Genomic DNA, 18,253 nt, shown 5'->3' with positions numbered 1-18,253 from the left:
CCTCGTGTTCCCAGCTATGTTACTGGACAGTAGCCGGTTTTCGGGCCAGGGGCGGAACTCGGCGCAGACACGATCCGGCCACGGTCCGGAAAAAGCGGGCCGAGGACGGCACCCGCTGTGCGGCTTCGCCGCGCTCGCGCTTCCCATTAGGCTGCGAGCCATGTGGCGAACCCGGGTGATCTCCGGTGCGGTATCGGTCATGCTGGCGGCGGGATTGACGAGCCTGACCGGATGTAGCTCCGAACCCGGCACGCCGTCGATCACGGTGTTCGCGGCGGCGTCACTGCGGCCGGCGTTCACCGAGATCGCCGAGCAGTTCACGACCGATCATCCCGGGGTCGACGTGGAGTTCAACTTCGCCGGCTCCTCGGACCTGGCCACCCAGCTGACCCAGGGTGCGGGCGCGGACGTGTTCGCCTCGGCCAACACCGCCCAGATGGACAAGGTCGCCCAGGCCGGCCTGCTCGACGGCGAGGCGCTGCCGTTCGCCACCAACACGCTGGTGATCGTCACCGCCCCCGGAAACCCGCACGCGGTGCGGTCCTTCGCCGATCTGGCCGCTCCCGGCCTGGCCGTGGTGTTGTGCCAACCACCGGTCCCGTGTGGAGCGGCCACCCACAAAATCGAGGACGCCACCGGTGTCCGGGTGCACCCGGTCAGTGAGGAACCCGACGTCACCGACGTGCTCAACAAGGTCACCACCGGCCAGGCCGACGCCGGTGTCGTCTACCGCACCGACGCGATCCATGCCGGCGACAAAGTCGCCACCGTCGAGTTCCCGGAGGCCGCCGGGGCGGTCAACACCTATCCGGTCGGAGTGCTCAAAGATGCGGCGCGACCCGGGCCTGCCCAACAATTCGTCGACCTGGTGACCGGTGCAGCGGGGCAGAAGATCCTGCACGCGGCCGGCTTCGGCAAGCCCTGATCCGGTGCACCGGCCCAACGACCTGCCGGGCTGGGTCTACGTGCCCGCCGCGATCGGCGCCGCGTTCGTGGTGTTGCCCCTGGCGGCGATCGCGGTCAGGGTCGACTGGCCGCATTTCTGGACGTTGATCACCAGTCCGTCGTCGACGGCCGCGCTGCGGCTCAGCCTCAAGACCGCCGCGGCCAGCACCGTGCTCTGCGTCCTCCTGGGCGTGCCGATGGCGCTGGTGCTGGCGCGCAGCCGGGCCCGGGTGGTGCGGCTGCTGCGGCCCCTGACGCTGCTGCCACTGGTGCTGCCGCCGGTGGTGGGCGGAATCGCGCTGCTGTACGCGTTCGGGCGACTCGGCCTGGTGGGGCGCTACCTGGACGCGGCCGGGATCCATATTGCGTTCACCACCACCGCGGTGGTGCTGGCGCAGACCTTCGTGTCGCTGCCGTTCCTGGTGATCGCGCTGGAGGGCGCGGCCCGCACCGCCGGCATCGACTACGAGGTGGTGGCCGCAACCCTGGGCGCACGGCCGAGCACCGTGTGGTGGCGGGTGACGTTGCCGCTGCTGACGCCGGGTCTGGTCTCGGGCGCGGTGTTGGCGTTCGCGCGGTCGCTGGGAGAGTTCGGGGCGACTTTGACCTTCGCCGGGTCCCGTGAGGGTGTCACCCGGACGCTGCCGCTGGCCATCTATCTGCAGCGGGTGACCGACGCCGACGCCGCGGCGGCGATGTCGCTGGTGTTGGTGGCGGTGGCCGCGGTGGTGGTGCTGGGGTTGGGCGCTCGCCGGCTGGCCGGTGTCTGGTGACCGCCGTGGCGGACGGGCTGACACTGCACGCGGTGGTGGCCGAGCGGGGCCTGGATGTGCGGGTGAGCGTTGCGCCGGGGGAGGTGCTTGCCGTCCTCGGACCCAACGGCGCCGGGAAATCCACTGTGCTGCATGTGATCGCTGGACTGCTGCGGCCCGACACCGGTGTGGTGCGAGTCGGCGATCGGGTGCTGACGGACACCGGAGCGGGGGTGCATGTCGCCACCCAGGACCGTCGGGTCGGTCTGCTGCTGCAGGATCCCCTGCTGTTTCCGCACCTGAGTGTGGCGGCCAATGTGGCGTTCGGTCCGAACAGCCGGCGTCGCGTCGGCCGCCGGCAGCGCACACGGGCGGTGGCGGCCCCGTGGCTGCGGGCGGTCGACGCGGCAGATCTGGCCGAGCGCAGGCCGCGCCGGCTCTCCGGCGGACAGGCGCAGCGGGTCGCGATCGCGCGTGCCCTGGCCGCTGAACCCGAGGTGCTCCTGCTCGATGAGCCGCTGGCCGGGCTCGATGTGGCCGCCGCGGCCGCGGTGCGCTCCGTGCTGCGCGATGTCATCTCCACCGCCTGCCGGACCACGGTGCTGGTCACCCACGACCTCCTCGACGTGTTCGGGCTGGCCGATCGGGTCCTGGTACTCGAGTCGGGCCGGGTCGCCGAGATCGGCGCCACCGCCGAGGTACTGGCCGCGCCCCGCAGCCGATTCGGGGCGCAGATCGCGGGATTCAATCTGGTGGCCGGGGTGATCGACGGCGAGGGCATGCTGCGCACCCGGTGGGGGGAGCGGTGGCATGGAACCGCCGATGACGATCTGGCCGTGGGGCGACCGGCGGTTGCGGTCAGCACACCGCAGGCGGTCGCGGTGTATCGGGAGCCGCCGCCACACGGCAGTCCGCGCAATCTCGTCGAGGTGACCGTCGCCGACGTACAAGCCCGCGGCAGCGCGATCCAGGTCCGTGGCATCGACCAGCCGGACGGGGCCCCGGGCCTGGCCGCAGACATCACCGCCGACGCCGCTGCAGAGCTGCGGCTGGCGCCCGGGCAGGTCGTCTGGTTCGGTGTCAAGGCGCAGGAAGTGACGCTGCGCGCGACACACCCCGGCGTGGATTAACTTGCGTACGGGTGCGGACGGGGTAGGTTTTTCTGCCATGAAGCAGGTGGACCCGACCTCAACGGCCCACAGGGGCATCCGAGCGCTGACCGCGACGACGTGGGCCGTCGCGATCGCCGGTGCGCTGGCGTTCGCCACGGCGACGCCGGCCTACGCCGACCCGGTGCCGCCACCTCCCCCCGCGCCGTCGGGAAGCGCCGACACCCCGCCGGCCGACACCCCGCCGGCCGACGCCCCGCCGGCCGACGCCAACACGCCGCCAGCCGACGCGAACGCGCCGGCACCCGTCGCCGAGCCGGGCGCACCCGAGGTGGGTCGGGTCGATGACGCGGCCGGCGGTTTCAGCTACGTCCTGCCGGCCGGATGGGTGCAATCCGACACCAGCCACCTCGAATACGGGTCCTCGTTGCTGAGCAAGAAGACCGGCGAGCCGCTGTTGCCGGGGCAGCCGGCGCCGGTGGCCAACGACACCCGGATCGTGCTCGGCAAGCTCGACCAGCGGCTCTACGCCAGCGCCGAGACCGACAACGCCAAGGCCGCCACCCGCCTGGGCTCGGACATGGGCGAGTTCTTCATGCCCTATCCCGGGACCCGCGCCAACCAGGAGAGCACCCCGCTGGCCGGGGGCGGGCTGACCGGTAGCGCGTCCTACTACGAGGTCAAGTTCACCGACCCCGCCAAACCCGTCGGCCAGATCTGGAGCGGCGTGATCGGTGTGCCGCCGGCCGACGGCAGCACCGCGGCCCAGGCCGAGCGCTGGTTCGTGGTGTGGTTGGGTACCGCGAACAACCCGGTGGACCGCGGCGCGGCCCAGGCGCTGACGGAATCGATCCGCCCGCTGCCCGCCGCACCGGCTGAGCCGGCCCCGGTGCCCGGCGTCCCGGGTGTTCCCGCGCCTGCGCCCGCGCCGGAGCCCGCTCCGGCCCCGGCGCCGTGATCACCGGCTGATCGCAGTCGCCCCCGCGGCGCTAGCAGACCGATTAGCCTGGCGCCATGAATGCGCAATGGGATGTGGTGGCGGCGAACGGCTTTCTGGCCGAGCGTTCGACCACGCTAACCAGTGTGGGCTGGGTCGGCTACATCATCATCGGGGCTATCGCCGGGTGGATCGCCGGCAAAGTCATCAACCGTGGTGCCTCCGGCATCCTGATGAACATCATCACCGGGATATGCGGTGCGTTGCTGGGCGGGTTCCTGCTGAGCTTCAGATTCGACACCGCGTCCGGCGGCTGGTGGTTCACCCTGTTCACCGCGACCCTGGGGTCGATCCTGCTGCTGTGGCTGCTCGGGCTGGTGCGTAAACGCTAACCCGTTTCGGGGCAACGGCGCGCAGAATGGCGTCATGGGCACACCGCAGTCCAACGTGACCATGAGTGCCTGGCGGGTGCAGCAGCCCGGCCCGATCGCCGGCAAGCCACTGCGCCGAGTCAGCACCGCTATGCCGCGGCCGCAGCCGTCGGAACTGCTTGTGGCGGTACGCGCCTGCGGGGTGTGCCGCACCGATCTGCACGTCGTCGAGGGTGACTTACCGGCTCACCGCCCCGGGGTGACACCCGGCCACGAGGTGGTCGGCGAGGTCGTCGAGGTCGGCGCCGAAGCCGGTGCGGACTTCGCCGTGGGTGACCGGGTGGGGATCGCCTGGCTGCGGCACACCTGTGGGTCCTGCCGGTACTGTCGCCGGGGCGCTGAGAATCTATGTCCGCAGTCGCGCTACACCGGCTGGGACGAGGACGGAGGCTACGCCGAGTTCGCCACCGTCCCTGCGGCATTCGCCCATCCCCTGCCCAGCGGTTACAGCGACAGCGAATTGGCGCCGCTGCTGTGCGCGGGCATCATCGGCTATCGGGCGCTGGCACGCGCCGACCTGCCACCCGGCGGCCGGCTCGGGCTCTATGGGTTCGGCGGCAGTGCGCACATCACCGCGCAGGTCGCACTCGCCCGCGGCGCAGAGGTGCACGTGATGACCCGCGGCCAGCGGGCCAGGGAGTTGGCGCTGCGGTTGGGTGCGGCCTCGGCGCAGGGGGCGAGCGACCCGCCGCCGGTGCCCCTGGATTCGGCGATCCTGTTCGCACCCGTCGGCGAGCTGGTGCTGCCGGCCTGTGAGGCCTTGGATGCCGGCGGCACCTGCGCGATCGCCGGGATCCACCTCAGCGACATCCCGCCGCTGAACTACCAGCGCCACCTGTTCCGCGAACGCCAGATCCGGTCGGTGACCTCCAACACCCGCGCCGACGCCCGCGAGTTCCTCGACTTCGCCGCGACACACCACATCGACGTGACCACACCGGAGTATTCGCTAGGTGAAGCGGACCGGGCACTGGCCGATCTGGAGGCCGGCCGGATCGCGGGGGCGGCGGTGCTGTTGGCGTGAACCGCCGGCGTCGGCGCTACCGCCGGTCAGGCGGACAGCTGCCACACCAGGGCAGCGGCCAGTGCGCCCACCCCGTTGAGCGACCAGTGCAGTGCGATCGGGGCGATGAGGCTGCCGCTGCGCCGGCGCAGCCAGCTGAACACGAAACCGGCCGCCGCGGTGGCCAGCACCGCAAGCGACACCCCGGCCACCATGCCCATAAATCCACCCCCGAACAGCCGGGTGAAGCCGACGTTGCTGCTGGTGAGCCCCAGCGAGGTGGCGATGTGCCAGAGCCCGAACAGCAGTGAGCCGGCCGCGGCGACCCCGCGGAAACCCCAGGCCCGGTGCAGCGCGCCGTGCAGCGCACCGCGAAAGGCCAGCTCCTCGGGGATGACGGTCTGCAGCGGGATGACGAGCATCGAGGCCACCACGGCCCCGGAAACGGTGGCGTAGTGATTGTTCAGGAACAGCGGCCGGGTCACGGGCAGCAGGGCGCCGACGGCGACCACCGACACCACCAGCAGCACCGCGGCTAGGGCGTAGCCGACTCCGGACTTCCAGTGCGCGCGGCCCAAACCCAGTTCGGCCCAGCTCAGGCCGTTGCAGCGGACCAGAACCACCAGGCCGATGGCGGTCGCGGGAACGGTGGCGACCGCCGCCCAGGGCGTGGTGAAATGCGCGACCAGATTGGCCAGCGCCAACACCACCACGACGACGGCGACGTCGACGAAGGCGCGAAACTGGTGCAACGCCGAGAGTTGCGACAACAACGGATGCCGCCCCCCGGGCGCCGCGAGATCGTGGCAAGGCATTGGACGGGATTCTACCCGCGGCCCGGCCCGGGCGTTGTTTCGCCGATTGCGGCCGGCCTCGCGCGGGTCAGCGCGGCCCGTGGGTCTCGCACAGCACCCGCGCCGGGTTGCCGGCCGCGGTGTTCTGGCTGACCACCTTGCCGTCGACGCTGACCGTGCAGCTCAGCGTTCCCGGACCGACGCCCTGGGCGCTCAGCGAGTAGGAGGCGGGACTGGCCATGTTCGTCTTGGAGCCGTTCAACTGGATCGACCAGGGCAGCGGCGCGTTGGTGGCGTGCGCCTGCCCGTTCTGGGTCTGGTAGGTGATGTAGCCGGCGACACCGGTCCCGGTCAGGTCGTAGCGCACCGGCACCTTGGTGAGGTCCGGGACCGCGCCGGCCGGGGCGGCGGTCGAGGCCGCGGCCGCGGCGATGAGGGCGCCCAGCAGCGCCGCCGCCTTGCGGGACATCGGTGACGGGTGAGCAATCATGGCCGTCACCTTATCTCGCCGTCGGCTTCGGCCATGCCGGTTCGCCACGTCCAGTCGGTGATGCGGGGGTCGTCCTCGCCGTGCTCGCGGGTGTAGAGCCGGGCGGCGAGCCGGGCGTCGACCATCTGCTGGCGCAGCACCGCACTGCGTTCACCCAGGCCCGGCACCCGATCGATGACGTCCATCACCAGATGGAAGCGGTCCAGGTCGTTGAGCATCACCATGTCGAACGGTGTCGTGGTGGTGCCGCGCTCCCGGTAGCCACGCACGTGCATCTGGTCGTGGTTCGTCCGCCGATAGGTGAGCCGGTGGATCAGCCAGGCGTAGCCGTGATAGGCGAAGATCACCGGCTTGTCGCGGGTGAACAAGGCATCGAACTCGTTGTCGGGCAAGCCATGTGGATGTTCAGTCGCAGGCTGCAGCCGCATGATGTCCACCACGTTGACCACCCGCACGGCCAGGTCGGGCAACTCCCGGCGCAGGATGTCGGCGGCAGCCAGTGTTTCCAGGGTCGGGATGTCGCCGGCGCAGGCCAGCACCACGTCGGGCTCACCGGCGGCGGTGCCGGCCCAGTCCCAGATGCCCAGGCCCCGGGTGCAGTGCGCCACCGCCTCGGTCACGTTCAGATAGGCCAGCGCCGGCTGCTTTCCGGCGACGATCACGTTGACGTAGTTGCGGCTGCGCAGGCAATGATCGGTCACCGACAGCAGGGTGTTGCCGTCCGGCGGCAGGTAGACCCGCACCACCTCGGGGCGCTTGTTGGCCACCAGGTCGATGAATCCGGGGTCCTGGTGTGACGCCCCGTTGTGGTCCTGTCGCCAGACGTGGGAGGTCAATAGATAGTTCAGCGAGGCGATCGGCCGCCGCCACGGCAGCTCGCGGCTTACGGCCAGCCACTTGGCGTGCTGATTGAACATCGAGTCGACGATGTGCACGAACGCCTCGTAGCAGTTGAACAGCCCGTGCCGGCCGGTCAGCAGATAGCCCTCCAGCCAGCCCTGGCACAGGTGTTCCGACAGCACCTCCAGAACCCGCCCGTCGGGGGCGACGTGATCGTCGCCGGGATCGATCGCCGACATCCAGACCCGGTCGGTCGCCTCGAACACCGCCGAAAGACGGTTCGAGGCGGTTTCGTCGGGACCCATCAAGCGGAACCGGTCGCGGTTGCGATCGATCACGTCGCGCAGGTACGCCCCCAGCACCCGGGTGGCCTCGTGGGTCTCGGTGGCCGGTGTGCTCACCGGAACGGCGTAGTCACGAAAGTCCGGCAGGTCGAGGTCGCGCAGCAGCAGCCCGCCGTTGGCGTGGGGACTGGCGCTCATCCGCCGATTCCCGCGCGGCGCCAACGCCGCCAGCTCCGGGCGCAGCCGGCCGGATTCGTCGAACAGCTCCGCGGGACGGTAGCTGCGCAACCATTCCTCCAGTTGCCTGCGGTGCTCGGGGTCGGTACGGGTCTGTGCGAGCGGCACCTGATGCGCCCGCCAGGTGCCCTCCACCTGCGTGCCGTCCACGATTGCCGGCCCCGTCCAGCCCTTCGGGGTGCGCAGCACGATCATCGGCCACACCGGCCGCATGGTCGCGTTGTCGGTGCGCGCGGTTCGCCGGATCACCGCGATGTCGTCGAACGCGTCGTCGAGTGCCGCCGCGAGCAACCGGTGCACGACGGCCGGGTCGTCGCCGGCGACGGTGATCGGCCGGTACCCGTACCCGCGCAGCAGCGCCTCCAACTCCGATTGCGGGATCCGGGCCAGAACAGTCGGATTGGCGATCTTGTACCCGTTGAGATGCAGGATGGGCAGCACCGCGCCGTCGACGGCGGGGTTGAGGAATTTGTTGGAATGCCAGCTGGCCGCCAGCGGCCCGGTCTCGGCCTCGCCGTCGCCGATGACACAGGCCACCACCAGCTCCGGGTTGTCGAAGGCGGCACCGAAGGCGTGCACCAGCGCGTAGCCGAGCTCGCCGCCCTCGTGGATGGAGCCCGGCGTCTCGGCGGCGACGTGGCTGGGTACCCCGCCGGGAAAAGAGAACTGCCGGAACAATTTTCGTATCCCGTCGGTGTTCTCCTCGATCCCGGTGTACACCTGGCTGTAGGTGCCCTCCAGGTAGGCGTTGGCCACCAGCGCCGGCCCGCCGTGGCCGGGGCCGGTGACGAAGATGACGTCGGCGTCGCGGTCGCGGATGATCCTGTTCAGGTGGGCGTACAGCAGATTGAGCCCGGGCGTGGTACCCCAGTGGCCAAGTAGCCGGGGCTTGACATGCTCGGGCCGCAGCGGCTCGGTCAACAGCGGATTGTCCAGCAGATAGATCTGGCCCACCGACAGATAATTGGCGGCACGCCAGTAGGCGTCGATGCGTGCCAGTTCATCGTCTGAGATCGCAGGCGGTGCCGGCGGCGTGGTCTCTGCACTCATCTCTGCGATTGTCCGCGTCGAAGCGGAGCCCCGGCAACCATTCAATACCCTGTCAGGGTGCTGCTGGAATCTGTTCGCGTCCTCGATCTGGCCGGGGGTGACGCGGACGCGGTCACCCGGTTGCTCGCCGATCTGGGGGCCGACGTGCTCAAAGTGGAGCCCCCGGGCGGTAGTTCGGCGCGCACCGCTCCTCCGCTGCTGGGCGGCGTGAGCATCTCGTTCGCGCTGCACAACGCCAATAAGCGGAGCGTGACCTTGGATCCGGCCGATGAGGCCGACCGCCGCCGGTTCGACGAACTGGCGGCGACCGCCGACATCGTGGTGGACAGCGGCCGGCCGGGGTACGGCGCCGACGTCGGGACCTGGCTTTTCGGGACCTCGTGTGCGGAGCTGGCCGACCGGTTCGGCCACCTGGTGACGATGTCGGTCACCGACTTCGGGACGAGCGGGCCGCGTTCACCGTGGCAGGCCACCGACGCGGTGCTCTACGGCCTCTCCGGTGCGCTGTCCCGATCCGGCCCGACCACCGGAACGCCGGTGCTGCCACCGGCCGGGATAGCCTCGGCGACCGCTGCGGTCCAGGCCGCTTGGGCGGTGCTGGTCGCCTACTACAACAGGTTGCGTTGCGGCACAGGAGATTACATCGACTTCTCGCGTTTCGACGCAGTGGTCACGGTGCTCGACCCGATATTCGGCGCCCAGGGCCAGGTCGCCGCGGCCCGCAGCGGAGCGAGCCGGTGGCGTGGTCGGCCCCGGAACCAGGACGCCTACCCGATCTACGCGTGCCGGGACGGCTACGTCCGGCTGTGTGTGCTGTCCCCGCGCCAGTGGCGCGGCCTCTGGAGCTGGCTGGGGGAGCCCGCGGAGTACGCCGACCCCAAATTCGGGGTGATCGGCGAGCGATTCGCGGTCTGGCCACAGATCAGCGTGCTGGTCCGCAACCTGTTCGCCGATCAGGACATGGCCGAGCTGGTTGCGGCCGGGCAGGCCCGCGGAGTGCCGATCGCCGCCGTGGGCGAACCGGCGCAGGTGCTGGCCGGCGAACACTTCGCGGCGGCCGGGGCCGCAACCCACGCCGAACTGGCCCCGGGCCGCACCGCGCTGATCCCGACCGGCTACTACGTGGTCGACGATCACCGGGCCGGCTTCCGCAGCCCGGCACCGGCCCTCGGCGGCCCGAACACCGGCTGGCGAGCCCGCCCGCCGGTCGGGCCGGCATCCGGCGGCGTGAGCGGAGCCCGGCCGTTCGACGGCGTCCGGATCGTCGACCTGGGGGTCATCGTGGCCGGCGGGGAAGCCAGTCGGCTCTTCGGCGACCTGGGCGCCGAGGTCATCAAGGTGGAGAGCGCGGCCTACCCCGACGGCCTGCGGCAGACTCGCCCCGGATCGGCGATGAGCGAATCGTTCGCCTGGACGCACCGCAACAACTTGGGGTTCGGCCTGGACCTGCGCAACCCGGCCGGCAAGGAGATCTTCGGCCGCCTGGTCGGCGGCGCTGACGCGGTGTTCGCCAACTTCAAGCCGGGAACACTTGCCGCCCTGGGATTTTCCTACGACACCCTGCGCGGTATCAATCCGCGGGTGGTGCTCGCCGAGAGCAGTGCGTTCGGCCAGACCGGGCCGTGGAGCGACCGTATGGGGTATGGCCCGCTGGTGCGCGCCACCACCGGCGTCACCGCGTTGTGGGCCGACCCCGATGCCACCTCGGATCCGGGCCGGCACCCCTTCTACGACGCCACCACCGTCTTTCCCGACCACGTGGTCGCGCGGGTCACCGCAATCGGGGCGCTGGCCGCACTGATCGCCGCCCGGCAGAGCGGCGCCGGAGTCCACGTCCACGTCTCGCAGGCCGAGGCCGCCGTCAACCAACTCGACACCTGCTATGTCGCCCGGGCCGGGGGAGCGGCGGTACAACCGGACACCGGGCTAGACCTGGTCTGCCCGTGCTCGGGTGATGACGAATGGTGCGTGATCTCGATCCGCACCGATGAGGACTGGCGTTGTGTCGCGGTGGCTTTCGAAGATGAGCGGTTGGCCTCCGATCCGCGCTTCAACACCGGTGCGGCCCGCATTGCCCACCGCGCGGAGCTGGTGGAGCAGCTGAGTCGGCACACCGGCCGGCGCGCCCCGGCCGACGTCGGGCAGCTGCTGCAGGCGGCCGGGGTGGCGGCCGCTCCGATGAACCGGCCGCCCGACATCGCCGAAGACCCGCAACTGGCCCACCGTTCGGTGTACGCCGAGATGACCCATCCGCTGATCGAGCATCCGTTGCCGGCTGAGACCGGTCCCGCACCGTTCCGCAACATCCCGCCCGCGCCGCAACGGCCCGCTCCGCTGCCCGGTCAGGACACCCGCGCGATCTGCCGCACGCTGCTCGGATTCGACGACGAGACAACGGAGCGGTTGATCGCCGACGGTGTGCTGTTCGGTGCCGATTAGTCTTACGCCCATGCCCGTAGACCCCCGGACACCGGTGCTGATCGGCTACGGCCAGATCAACCATCCCGACCACAGCGAACCCGTCGAACCCGTCGATCTGATGGCGGCGGCGGCGCGCCGTGCCGCCGAAGACCGGGTGCTGCGCGCCGTCGACTCGATCCGGGTGGTGAACCTGTTCTCGGCGCGCTACCGCGATCCGGGCGCGCTGCTCGCCCAGCGGATCGGTGCCGACCGGCCGGCCACCCGCTACACCCCGGTGGGCGGCAATGTGCCGCAGGCGCTGGTGAATCGGGCCTGTTTGGACATCCAGTCAGGCCGTGCGGGGGTGGTGCTGCTGGCCGGTGGTGAGATGTGGCGCACCCGAACCCGGCTGCGGGCCGCCGGCAGCAAGCTGGCCTGGACCCGGCAGGACGAAACCGTCCCGATGGCCGAATGCGAAGGCGAGGACGTGCCGTTGTCGGGCCCGGCCGAGGAAGGTATCGGCTTGGACCGGCCCGCCTACGTCTACCCGTTGTTCGAGCAGGCGTTGCGCATCGCTGCGGGGGAGAGCGTTGACGGCCATCGTCGGCGCATCGGTGAGCTGTGGTCGCGGTTCAACGCGGTCGCGGTCGACAACCCGCACGCCTGGATCCGTGAACCCGTTGGCGCTGAAGAGATCTGGCAGCCCGGGCCGAAGAACCGGATGATCAGCTGGCCTTACACCAAATTGATGAACTCCAACAATATGGTCGACCAGGCCGCTGCGCTGGTGCTCACCTCCGCGCGGGTCGCCACCGAGCTGCGGATCCCGGCGGAGCGCTGGGTCTTTCCACAGGCCGGCGCCGACGCCCACGACACCTACGCGATCGCCGAACGGGCCGAACTGCACACCTCGCCGGCGATCCGGATCGCCGGGGCCCGCGCCGTGGAACTGGCCGGCGCGGGCGCGATCGGCGAAATCGATTATGTGGACCTGTATTCGTGCTTCCCGTCGGCGGTCCAAGTCGCCGCGAACGAACTCGGACTGCCCACCGACGACCCCGACCGGCCGCTGACGGTGACCGGCGGGCTGACGTTTGCCGGCGGGCCGTGGAACAACTATGTGATGCATTCGATCGCCACCCTGGCCGAACTGCTGGTCGCCCACCCGGGCCGACGCGGCCTGATCAGCGCCAACGGCGGTTATCTGACCAAGCACAGCTTCGGGGTGTACGGCACCGAGCCGCCCGGAGCCGGATTCCGCTGGGAGGACGTCCAACCCGCGGTCGACGCCCAAGCCACTCGCAAGGGGATCGCGCAATGGCAGGGCGGCGGCACGGTGGAGTCCTGGACGACCCCGTTCGACCGGGACGGCTGCGCCCAGCAGGTGTTTGTGGCGGTCCGGACCCCCGAGGGCGCTCGGACCCTGGCGGTGATCCGCGATGCGGACGTCGCCGAATCCAGCGTGCGTGAGGACATCGCCGGCGCAGCCGTCGACGTCCACGAGGACGGCACCGCGGCGTTACGGTGACGCGAACGCCGGCGCTCAGGTGGACAGTTCGCCCAGCGGAGCCCGGGGATCGGCCAGCCGGTCGGGATCCACAGGTGCCTGCGTCTTGATCAGAGCCTTGATGTCGTCGAGGCCTTCCCAGATGTTGACGTTCATCCCGGCCAGCACCCGGTTGTCCTCGCCGAGCCAGAAACTGGTGAACTCACGCCCGGCGACGTCACCGCGGAACACCACGCGGGCGTAGCCGGGCGCGTGCCCGACGTATTCCATTCCGAGGTCGTACTGGTCGGTGAAGAAGTAGGGCAGTTCGGTGTATTCCGCCGTCTCGCCGAGCATGCCGGCCGCCGCGACCGCGGGCTGCTTGAGTGCGTTCGCCCAGTGTTCGGTGCGGATCCGGGTACCCAGCAACGGATGTTGTGCAGCCGCGATGTCACCGACCGCGTAGATGTCGGGATCGCTGCTGCGCAGTCCCGCGTCCACCAGGACACCGCCGTCACCGATTGCAAGACCGGCCTGTTGGGCCAGTTCGATATTGGGCTGGGCGCCGACGGCGACCAACACCGCGCCCGCATGGATCTGCGAGCCGTCGCCCAATCGCAGCCCGGTGGCGGCACCGCCGGACGTGGTGACCTCCGAGACGGCCGATCCCAGGTGTAGGTCCACGCCGTGCTCACGGTGCAGGTCGGCGAACACGGCGCCGTTCTCGGTGCCCAGGCTGGCCAGCAGCGGCAGCGCGGCGGTCTCCACCACCGTCACGTCGACGCCGCGCTGTCGTGCGCTGGCGGCCACCTCCATACCGATCCAGCCGGCGCCCACCACCGCCAGTGAGCTACCCGCCGCCAGCGCGGAGTCCAGCGCCGACGCGTCATCGATCGTGCGCAGATAGTGCACGCCGCCGGCGTCGGCGCCCGGGATCGGCACCCGCCGCGAGCGCGATCCCGTGGCCAGCAGCAGCTTCGCGTAGTCCAGGCTGGTGCCGTCGGCCAATCTGACCGTGTGACCGGTCGGGTCCAAACCCACCACGCGGGCGCCCACCCGCAGGTCGACATCGTGCTCGCGGTACCAGTCCTGGGGGTGCACGGTGAAGTCGCCGAGAGCCTTCTTGCCGGCCAGGAACTCCTTGGACAGCGGCGGGCGCTCGTAGGGAAGCTGCTGCTCCTCGCCGAGAAGCACGATGGGTCCGTCGAAGTTCTTGTCGCGCAATGCTTCCACGGCCTTGGCGCCGGCCAGACCGGCGCCGACGATGACGAATGGGGTTGATGCCGGCACGAGATCCTCCGCTCTGGGCGACGTAACCAGTCACCCTACCGGCGATCCGGTCGGGTGTTCGCTCAATCGACAAGCCGCTCGCGGACGTCGGCATCGATGGAGTAGCGCACCAGTGCCGCGGCGAGCTCGGCATTGCCTCCACGTGACAGCGCCCCGAGTTCGCTTGCGTCACCGGGTAACCCGAGATCGCGTGCTGCAGCCAGCGCGAGGTCATCAAAAGTGGACCGGGCCCAGGGCCAGACATCTTGGACCTCCCGAAGGAAGATGCTGGCGCCGGTGTCACCGATTCCCTTGAAACCCTTGAGCAGCTGAACGGCTGCCTCTACATTGCGACCGCTGCGCTCGGCCAGCAGGCGTAGGTCGCCGCGATAGTCCTGCTGCACGGCTTCGGCGATCTCGACCAGCCGCGTGGCCGAACTCTCGTCGTAACGGCGGTAATGGGCGCGGCCCATCGCCTCGATCATGGTGCGGCGATCGGCCTCGAGGACCTTGTGCGGGGTGCGCAGGCCGCTTCGGAACAGCTCACGCGCCGCCCGGGCCGCGATAGCGGCGTCGATCGGCTTGCTGGCGAGCATGCACAGGGTCAGCAGCTGAAAAAGCGGCATCGGCTGGTTGCGCAACCGGATGCCGGCCTCCTGTGCGTACGTCTTTCCTGCCCGCCGGAGCAGCCGGCGCACCAGTTCCTTGTGGGTGTGCACCGCGGGGGTCTACCCCCGTCTGCGGCGCGGCAAACCCGCAAGCGGCGGCCCTACGTCAGCGGGCCAGGTCGCACGCCGGGTACCTCGGCGCGCTCTGCGTGACGTCGACGATCTCCAGACCGACCGCGGCCAGCATCTCGGGGATCGCCCGGACGAAGATGCGGTCCACCTCTGCGACGTCGGGAGGCAGCTCCGCCATCGGCACCAGGTGCGGGTCCTTCTTGAGTACGGGGTCCTCATCGCCCAGGGTCCATCCGGCGGCGAGTTTTTCCTGCATCCACCGGTCGTGCTCCATGGAACCCAACTTGTCCAGCTCGGCGTCGGTGAACTGGAAGTCCTTGGCCTGCCAGTTGCGTAGCGGAGCGATGACACAGCCGATGCTGCGCAGCTTTACCCCGATGTGGCGCGCCTGGGCCCGGCTCGACTCCTTCAGCGCGTCGGCCAGTTCCGGCCACGGGGGCGGTGTGGGAGCACCCTCGGGCTGCATCAGGCAGTAGCGCCGGTGGATTTCCTGGGCGACGGCCTCCAGCGATCCACCCTCGACGAGTTCCACGCTGCAGGTCTCCTGCAGAGTCCTGAACACGGTGACCCCGGCCCCGCCGGGTGTCGCCTTCTCCTCCAGCAGTTCGGCCACTCCGTAGGCCCGCGAGATCGTCGCGACGACCGGAACCGAGTCGGGGAGGACGCGGCGCAGATTCAACGCCGCCTCCACGTTGCGCTCATCGCGATAGCCGGTCACATAGGCATGGGTGATCGGCCGGTCGGTTTCCTGCGCCAACCGGTCGATATCACGCATCGAGGTCGAGGCGTAGCTGAAGGCGCAGATCTCCTCCAGCGCGGGGTGCCGGGCGATCAGCGCGGCCACTTTGTCGGAGGCATGATCGTCGATCACCGTCACCGGCAGTGGCTGGTCATCGGGGCGTTCGGCGTGCCAGTGCCGGGCTGCTTGGAAGACCACCTCCGAACCGATGCCGTCGAGGTGAGCGACCGCTATATGCGGGTACCGGGCCTGTATGGGGTGCTGGTCCAGCAGAAGCCGGGCGGCGACGGTGTCGATGTTGAAGAAATCGACGACCGACTGCTCGTCACCGCGATTGAACTCCGCAATCCGCAGCAGCACGCACAACCCCGGATCGTCGATACGCGCCAGGCAGCGCGGAACGTGACCGCCGTTGCGGCCGAAGATCCGTCGGGAACGGCCGGAGTGGTCGGCCAATCGGCGCGCCAGCGTGAGGATTTCGGTGTTGGCGACGCTGTCCGACGTCACCGCGAGCAACCGGGACGCTCGTCGGACGCCGGCAGCTTCCAGGGTCGCGCTCAGCTGCGCATCCCCGATGACGACCGGGAACCCCCAGTTGCGGCAGGTCCTGATCCGAGGATTGGCCTCGTCGGATTCGATCACGACCACCCGGTAACCGGCAGCACGCAACTTGCGGACCAATTCGAACCCCGCGAAGCCCAGTCCACAGACCACCACATGCCCGTGCTTGAACGGGATCAGCAATTGCTGTACGCGATCACGGAACACCGAGACCACTGCGATGAGCGCTGCCCACCCGGCGACCAGAGGCGCCAAGAAGCGGGCGATGTCCAGCGCGATACCGACGTTGTTCTCCGGTTGCGGAGCGGCGTGCAGGAAGAACAGCTTGACCGCACCGTAGACCGCGTCGGAAATCGAATGATCGCCGTGCCCGTAGGATCCGTAGCCCCACATGCCCAGCGCGAAGGCCGCGATCCCCGCCGGTATCAGCGCCCAGTACCAGTGCGGATCGGTCAGACCGGTCAGCAGCTTGTGCTGGAAAGTCGCCGGCGGCGGTGCGTCGCGACCCGGCCCACCGGGGGCCCTCGACTCGGCCGCGGAACCGCTCATCAACGTTGCTCCTTCCAGGGCCGCTCGACCCGTCGCGCGGACGTGATGTCCCCTCGTACACTAACCCGGACACCTGATGACCGATGTCTGCCATCGGTCTTGCAATATGGAGACTGATCGGTTCGCTTTCGGAGCACACGGGCCCGGAGAGGGATCATGCTGTTTGTCAGTTACGCCAGCCAAGATAGGGCGCTGGTCGACCCGTTGGTCACGGTCCTGCGCGGCGCCGAGCAGCGGGTGTGGCTGGATGAGGAGCTGGGTGGGGGCGAAGCATGGTGGCAGGCGATTCTGGAGCGCATTCGTAGCTGCACGGTATTCGTCGTCGCACTGTCGAACAATTCACTGAGATCCAAACCCTGTCAGGCGGAACTGGCCTACGCGCGTGCGCTGCTCCGGCCGGTGCTGCCGGTGCAGATCGGCCCGGTCGACAGTGTGCGGGTCACACCGCTGGCCGCCACCCAGATCATCGACTACCGACACTGCAATGCCGCTACCGATGCCCGACTGGTCGCCGCGATGAGAAGCCTCTCGCTCCGCGCCGGGCCGCTGCCCGCGCAGTTGCCGGAGGAGCCGACCGTTCCCTTCGCCTATCTGATGCGGCTCTCCTCGGACCTGTCGGGACCCGAACTCAGTTACCGAAAGCAGGCCGAGCTGGTGTTCGAGCTCCGATCCCGGCTGGACGAGGACTGCCACGATCCGACGGTGCGCAACGACATCCTTCAGCTGCTGTGCCGCCTGCGCGACCGGCCGGACGTCACGGTGCGCACCCGTGCCGACGTCGATGCCGTCCTGGCCGCCAACGATCCGAGCTTCACTGCGGCCACCGTCGGGATGCCGGTCGCCGCGGTGACCGGACCTCGGCCGGCGATCACCCCGCCATCGCCGGGCGCCCCGACTGCTGCGGATGCGGAATCCACCGGTCGCCGCTGGCGGCTCGGGGGGTGGTCGAAGACGAAGCTGTCGATCGCCGGTGCCGTGGTGGCCGTGGCGGCCGGAGGCGCGGTGGCGGTCGGGATCGCCCGCACGCCCTCGGAGCCGGCCGCACCGGTCCTGGTCGACGACACCGACGTCGCGGCCGTGATGGCCACCCCGGGCATGGTGACCGTGCAGGCCGACCTCGAGGCTTTCAAGCCGTCCGGTTCCGTCGAGTTGTCGCGGCCGGAATGTCTGGGCGTGCTCTACCCGGGGATGGGGGAGGTGTACCCGGGCAGCCAGATTCGACAGGCGGCGTGGAAGGTCCTGGAGGAGCCCGGCGGCCTGCAGCGTGCCGGGGTTAACGGGCGGCCCTTCGTGGATCAGGACATCGCGGTCTTCGCTCCGAAGTCGGGCCAGGCCGCCGCGTTCGTCGAGCGGTCGGTGCCTCGGTGGCGGGAGTGTGTGGGACAGACGGTGACCGTGACCTATCCCGACCACAACACCTACACCTGGGAACTCGGGGACGTCGCGGGCGACGCGCCCCGGATCTCGCAGACCTACACCTTGGGCACCGACGGCTACACCTGCGAGCGGGTCCTCGACGCCGTGGCCGACACCGTGATCGACGTCAAGGCCTGCGGTGAACACATCAGCGGCCGAGCGGGGGTACTGACCGACATGATCGCCGCTATTGTGACGCGGGCACCGGCGTTCTGAGCGCG

15 protein-coding genes and 1 pseudogene are annotated in these 18,253 nt (G+C 69.8%); 10 read left to right on the top strand and 6 right to left on the bottom strand.

Features of this window, described 5'->3' with window-relative positions:
• Positions 1-160: 160 nt before the first annotated feature.
• The 7 genes and pseudogenes from modA (at position 161) to BST28_RS11840 (ending at position 5,198) form a co-directional block, all read left to right on the top strand.
• On the top strand, positions 161-925 hold the full coding sequence (gene modA, locus BST28_RS11865) for a molybdate ABC transporter substrate-binding protein (RefSeq protein ID WP_019737699.1): 765 nt from the start codon (positions 161-163) through the stop codon (positions 923-925).
• Positions 926-929: 4 nt separating this feature from the next.
• The gene (locus BST28_RS11860) at positions 930-1,718 is read left to right on the top strand and encodes an ABC transporter permease (RefSeq protein WP_065287319.1); all 789 of its coding nucleotides are present in this window, start codon (positions 930-932) and stop codon (positions 1,716-1,718) included.
• Positions 1,719-1,780: 62 nt separating this feature from the next.
• Positions 1,781-2,209, top strand: a pseudogene (locus BST28_RS25245) (ATP-binding cassette domain-containing protein); the annotation flags it as partial.
• A gap of 267 nt (positions 2,210-2,476) precedes the next feature.
• Complete coding sequence (locus BST28_RS25240) at positions 2,477-2,827, top strand: TOBE domain-containing protein (RefSeq protein WP_420093438.1); 351 nt, start codon at positions 2,477-2,479, stop codon at positions 2,825-2,827.
• Between the two features lie 37 nt (positions 2,828-2,864).
• Complete coding sequence (locus BST28_RS11850; RefSeq protein ID WP_083081162.1) at positions 2,865-3,764, top strand: alanine and proline-rich secreted protein Apa; 900 nt, start codon at positions 2,865-2,867, stop codon at positions 3,762-3,764.
• A 56-nt stretch (positions 3,765-3,820) separates the two neighbouring features.
• A complete protein-coding gene (locus BST28_RS11845) occupies positions 3,821-4,135 on the top strand; it encodes a GlsB/YeaQ/YmgE family stress response membrane protein (protein ID WP_019734801.1) in 315 nt (104 codons plus the stop codon).
• 34 nt (positions 4,136-4,169) lie between these two features.
• Positions 4,170-5,198 carry a zinc-binding alcohol dehydrogenase family protein gene (locus BST28_RS11840; protein WP_019734800.1) on the top strand — a complete coding sequence of 343 codons (1,029 nt, stop codon included), beginning with the start codon at positions 4,170-4,172 and terminating at the stop codon, positions 5,196-5,198.
• A 26-nt stretch (positions 5,199-5,224) separates the two neighbouring features.
• Here BST28_RS11840 and BST28_RS11835 read toward each other — a convergent pair whose 3' ends face one another.
• The 3 genes from BST28_RS11835 to BST28_RS11825 all read right to left on the bottom strand — a co-directional run bounded on the left by BST28_RS11835 (position 5,225) and on the right by BST28_RS11825 (position 8,872).
• Complete coding sequence (locus tag BST28_RS11835) at positions 5,225-5,992, bottom strand: CPBP family intramembrane glutamic endopeptidase (protein WP_080575728.1); 768 nt, start codon at positions 5,990-5,992, stop codon at positions 5,225-5,227.
• 67 nt (positions 5,993-6,059) lie between these two features.
• On the bottom strand, positions 6,060-6,461 hold the full coding sequence (locus BST28_RS11830; RefSeq protein ID WP_234808262.1) for an MmpS family transport accessory protein: 402 nt from the start codon (positions 6,459-6,461) through the stop codon (positions 6,060-6,062).
• Between the two features lie 5 nt (positions 6,462-6,466).
• Positions 6,467-8,872, bottom strand: a complete 2,406-nt coding sequence (locus tag BST28_RS11825; RefSeq protein WP_019738202.1) for a phosphoketolase family protein — start codon at positions 8,870-8,872, stop codon at positions 6,467-6,469.
• 39 nt (positions 8,873-8,911) lie between these two features.
• Here BST28_RS11825 and BST28_RS11820 point away from each other — a divergent pair, with 39 nt between their 5' ends.
• Complete coding sequence (locus BST28_RS11820) at positions 8,912-11,311, top strand: CaiB/BaiF CoA-transferase family protein (protein WP_083081161.1); 2,400 nt, start codon at positions 8,912-8,914, stop codon at positions 11,309-11,311.
• Positions 11,312-11,321: 10 nt separating this feature from the next.
• Complete coding sequence (locus tag BST28_RS11815) at positions 11,322-12,800, top strand: acetyl-CoA acetyltransferase (RefSeq protein ID WP_083081160.1); 1,479 nt, start codon at positions 11,322-11,324, stop codon at positions 12,798-12,800.
• A 15-nt stretch (positions 12,801-12,815) separates the two neighbouring features.
• On the opposite strand, the gene BST28_RS11810 is transcribed toward BST28_RS11815, so the two are convergent.
• The 3 genes from BST28_RS11810 to BST28_RS11800 all read right to left on the bottom strand — a co-directional run bounded on the left by BST28_RS11810 (position 12,816) and on the right by BST28_RS11800 (position 16,616).
• Complete coding sequence (locus BST28_RS11810; protein WP_083081159.1) at positions 12,816-14,048, bottom strand: NAD(P)/FAD-dependent oxidoreductase; 1,233 nt, start codon at positions 14,046-14,048, stop codon at positions 12,816-12,818.
• A 62-nt stretch (positions 14,049-14,110) separates the two neighbouring features.
• On the bottom strand, positions 14,111-14,746 hold the full coding sequence (locus BST28_RS11805) for an endonuclease (RefSeq protein WP_083081158.1): 636 nt from the start codon (positions 14,744-14,746) through the stop codon (positions 14,111-14,113).
• Positions 14,747-14,801: 55 nt separating this feature from the next.
• A complete protein-coding gene (locus BST28_RS11800; protein ID WP_234808261.1) occupies positions 14,802-16,616 on the bottom strand; it encodes an NAD-binding protein in 1,815 nt (604 codons plus the stop codon).
• A gap of 156 nt (positions 16,617-16,772) precedes the next feature.
• Between BST28_RS11800 and BST28_RS11795 the strand changes: the two genes are divergently transcribed.
• On the top strand, positions 16,773-18,248 hold the full coding sequence (locus BST28_RS11795; RefSeq protein WP_083081157.1) for a sensor domain-containing protein: 1,476 nt from the start codon (positions 16,773-16,775) through the stop codon (positions 18,246-18,248).
• Positions 18,249-18,253: the final 5 nt, after the last annotated feature.

This window comes from Mycolicibacter kumamotonensis (genome assembly GCF_002086285.1).
In the GTDB taxonomy this organism is placed as follows: domain Bacteria; phylum Actinomycetota; class Actinomycetes; order Mycobacteriales; family Mycobacteriaceae; genus Mycobacterium; species Mycobacterium kumamotonense.
This window is presented reverse-complemented; position numbering and strand designations above follow the sequence as displayed.